2 protein-coding genes are annotated in these 3,525 nt (G+C 33.3%); both read right to left on the reverse strand.

Annotated elements, in window-relative coordinates:
- The coding region (locus tag GVY43_RS15135; protein ID WP_159563694.1) for a DEAD/DEAH box helicase family protein at positions 1–2,223 on the reverse strand (2,223 nt) is incomplete at its 3' end.
- Positions 2,220–3,525, reverse strand: a 1,306-nt coding sequence (locus GVY43_RS15140) for a site-specific DNA-methyltransferase (protein ID WP_159563695.1), incomplete at its 5' end; no start/stop codon positions are given. The genes GVY43_RS15140 and GVY43_RS15135, both read right to left, overlap by 4 nt.

Genomic DNA, 3,525 nt, shown 5'->3' on the forward strand with positions numbered 1-3,525 from the left:
GCTATTAATAAACTCAATCATATTTTGTTCTAGACCATTAACTATAGCTTGATTGAAAATATACCAATCATGCTCCCTCATATTTTTCGGTCGAACAACCTCAGTCGTCACTTTTCCTCGAACTTGGTTAATTTGAACATAATAGTCTTTGATTACATCTTGAAAATGAACTACATAAAATAATGGCGTCCCCTTCTCTTTCATATAGTTCAAACGAATTTTATTCTGAGTATTGAAAAGGAACTTCTCAATAATAACTAATTTTTGTTTAGGAGTGAGTTGCTCTACTAAAAGACCTATAGGCAAAGTTAACAGTATTTTTACTCCACTTAAAAAATTTTCACTTTCAATAAATTGATCCGCACTTGAGATACTTGGTATATATTTTTTCAGATTTGAAAAGTGATAAAAAGGATTACGCTGAATCGCTTTCTGCCAGAGGACCTTATCTATACTTAGTTCTACAGTATGAACCCGAGTAGTGGTAGTTTCTCCGTTTACTTTATACTCTGTTTCTTTTGCTGTCTCCAAATCTGTTTCATAAATAGATGCTACATTATAGCTATTAAACGATTGATAGTCTTCAGGCGTGGTCGGAACCACTTGATTAATATAAATTTTTCCGGTTTGATAAAGATCCGATCGTTTAAATTTTGGTTTTATAATCGCATCATACCTTACACTTCCATCCTCTTTAACTTGAATGTTTGCAGTCTCAAGTGATTTACTTAAATTTTGAATGTAGGAACTCTCGTTAATTGTATGATAGTGGAGGGTTTCAATAGCTTTCAAATCGCTATCGATTAAATCAAATCTTCGTTGGTATGATTGGTTGTTTTCATAAATAAATGGGTAATATCTTGCCCCCCTACCAATAAGCTGCGCTTCACTATCTGTAGTCTTTCTAGTTCCAGTGGCTCCTTCACTAATTCGTACAATATCGTAAAGGTTAAGCACATCCCACCCTTCATTCAGCTTGGCAACTGCAAAGATAGCACGGATTGGATTATCTGCTTCTTCTAACGTATTTAAAAGCAAAGTATTTTCTACCGAAAGAAATTTTGAGTCATTGGCATTCATAAGGTTTTTATCCGTGAAATCCCATTGAATATCTCTAATAACGTTAATCAAATCTTTATCCTCGTAGTACTTAAACATTTTATTCCATATACTAGTTGTTTCTTTATATACTGCTAACCCATGTTCAATAGTCTTTTGGAGTTGGCTAATTGATAAATTTTCAACTATTTGTGAAAATGACCGATGTGTCTTAATAGATTTGCTAATATTGTTAGATTTAAAAAGAATAATTGGCTTTAAGTCAATTCCATAATCTTTTGCAATGTATTTCCGATATTGACTTAGCAATACTGAATGAAGCATTTTCTGATGATCTTCTTCGTTTGTCTGCAATAGTACAACATTTTTTGAGTAACCAGATTCCATAAATCTTTTCAAATCATATTGATATACGATTCGATTTTGTAATTTTTCAAATAAAAACTCATTCTCCAAATTAAGTGTGGCACTGAAACCCAAAAGTCGATTTTTTGGATTTAATGAAAGCAATTGTTCTATAGTACGCTCCCATGAGCGAACCTTTGCTTCCTCTTGTGTTACACTTTTTTGATTTCTACGGGTTTCGGCAAAATAATGATGCGCTTCATCTGCTAACATGACAATATTCATTTCTTCCAAAGTTTCGAAGGTCACTTCATTTTCTTTCGGCTCCATTAAGTTGTTATGAAGACTTTGGACGCTTGTTACTTTTAAGTAAATCGTGTTTGGAGCTGGCTGATGAGGAAACGTATCAACTGTTTGAACTTGAATTTTATTCCCATCTAGAACTATACCTTCCGGCTTAAAAAGGTATTTAGGAGAAGTACTGTTCGTCAAATTGTTTCTAGTTTTCTTTACTATGGCATCACTATCTGCAAAAAATAAGAAATTTTGATAGCCATGTTCTTGATACAAATATAGAATAGAAGCGGCGAGAATTAGTGTTTTTCCAGATCCAGTCGCCATATGAAATAGCTGATTTTGAAAAGAAACATCAGCTTGTGGAGAACGTTGAGTATAGATTAAATGTCTTAATGCTTCTTCTTGATAAGGTCGAATTGTATGATTGAGATTCTTTTGTAAATAATCAGGTACTTCCGGCGGTTGATCGAAAATATCTTTAAACCTCTCTTCAATACGAGTATGAAGAATTTCCTTACTCATAATTCCTCACCAACCTTTTTATAAAAAGAATGATTAAATTTTTTAACAGCTTCGGAAACATTAAATTTAATGTCGTCAATCTCTGAATAGTTTAAATACAGCTGGTTAATATCAAGTACTTCGATTAACAGTGCTTTTTTATCGCTTATAGGCAATTTAGTGAATTCACTATCTTCATTAGTGATTTTTTCTATATCTGTTTGGAAGTTCAAGTAAGCTGTTTGCTTCATTTGGTCAATTATTTTTAGTAAATCGTCGTCATTACCTGCTTGTTGAATAAGTTCTATATACTCCATATTAAGATTTTGTAATTCAGCATAAACAAAGCTCCCTCCGCCTTGCCAATCCATTGCTTTTGAAATGCCACCCTGTTCTCCCTCAATTACTTTCTTTAAACGAGGAACTGAAACGGTTTCTATATAATCCATTTGCTCAACACCTATAAACTGTCGGTTCATCTTCATTGCAACAGCTTGAGTAGTTGCCGATCCCATAAAGAAATCAAGTACCAAGTCGCCTTCATCAGTCGCCAATTGGATTGCTCTGCTCACTAAATCTTCCGGTTTAGGATTTTCAAATACTACTCTGCCAAATAAACTTTGTTGATGTTTAGTTCCATTAGTTGTCGTTCCAGTCCCGTCCCAAATGATTGAATCAACAGAATCTGGTACGACATTATTCCAAAGTGTAGTAGCTGCTTTTCCTTTACTTTGATCTTGTGCATCTTTTAAATAAACTTTTAGTTGTGGTTTTGTTAGTCCACGTGCGCCAAATCTAATTCTGTTATCTGCTAAAAGTTCTTTATAGTCTTCTTCTGTAGTTCTCCAATGTCTTCCTTCAGGTGGTCGATAACCTTGTCCTGTATTTGGGTTTTCAATTATGTATTCGAGATTTTTTCTAATATTAGGCGCATCAAATGGCTCTACTTTATATGGTCCTCTACCATCATCATCATTTAAATTGAATCCATCTACATCTAAAAAAAGTCTAAATTCATTTTTATTTATTGCATTTTTATTTTTTGCGTACACTAGTACATGGTTGGTAGATGTAGAGATTAAGCTATCGCTAGATACCGACTTCCTAGACTGCCAAGTAATATCAGCAATAAAGTTATCCATATCGAAAACACTATCTGCTAATACTTTTAAATAATGTGCTCCTTCAGAAGAAATCGTAATATATATAATCCCTTTTTCAGCCATTAAATCTTTTGCTACCTCTAATCTATTTTTCATAAAAACTAACCAAGAAGAAAGCTTGAAATTTGAATTATAAGCAAAGGTATCAGCAGGTTTATTT

Source organism: Exiguobacterium sp. 8H (assembly GCF_902506255.1).
GTDB lineage: Bacteria > Bacillota > Bacilli > Exiguobacteriales > Exiguobacteriaceae > Exiguobacterium > Exiguobacterium profundum.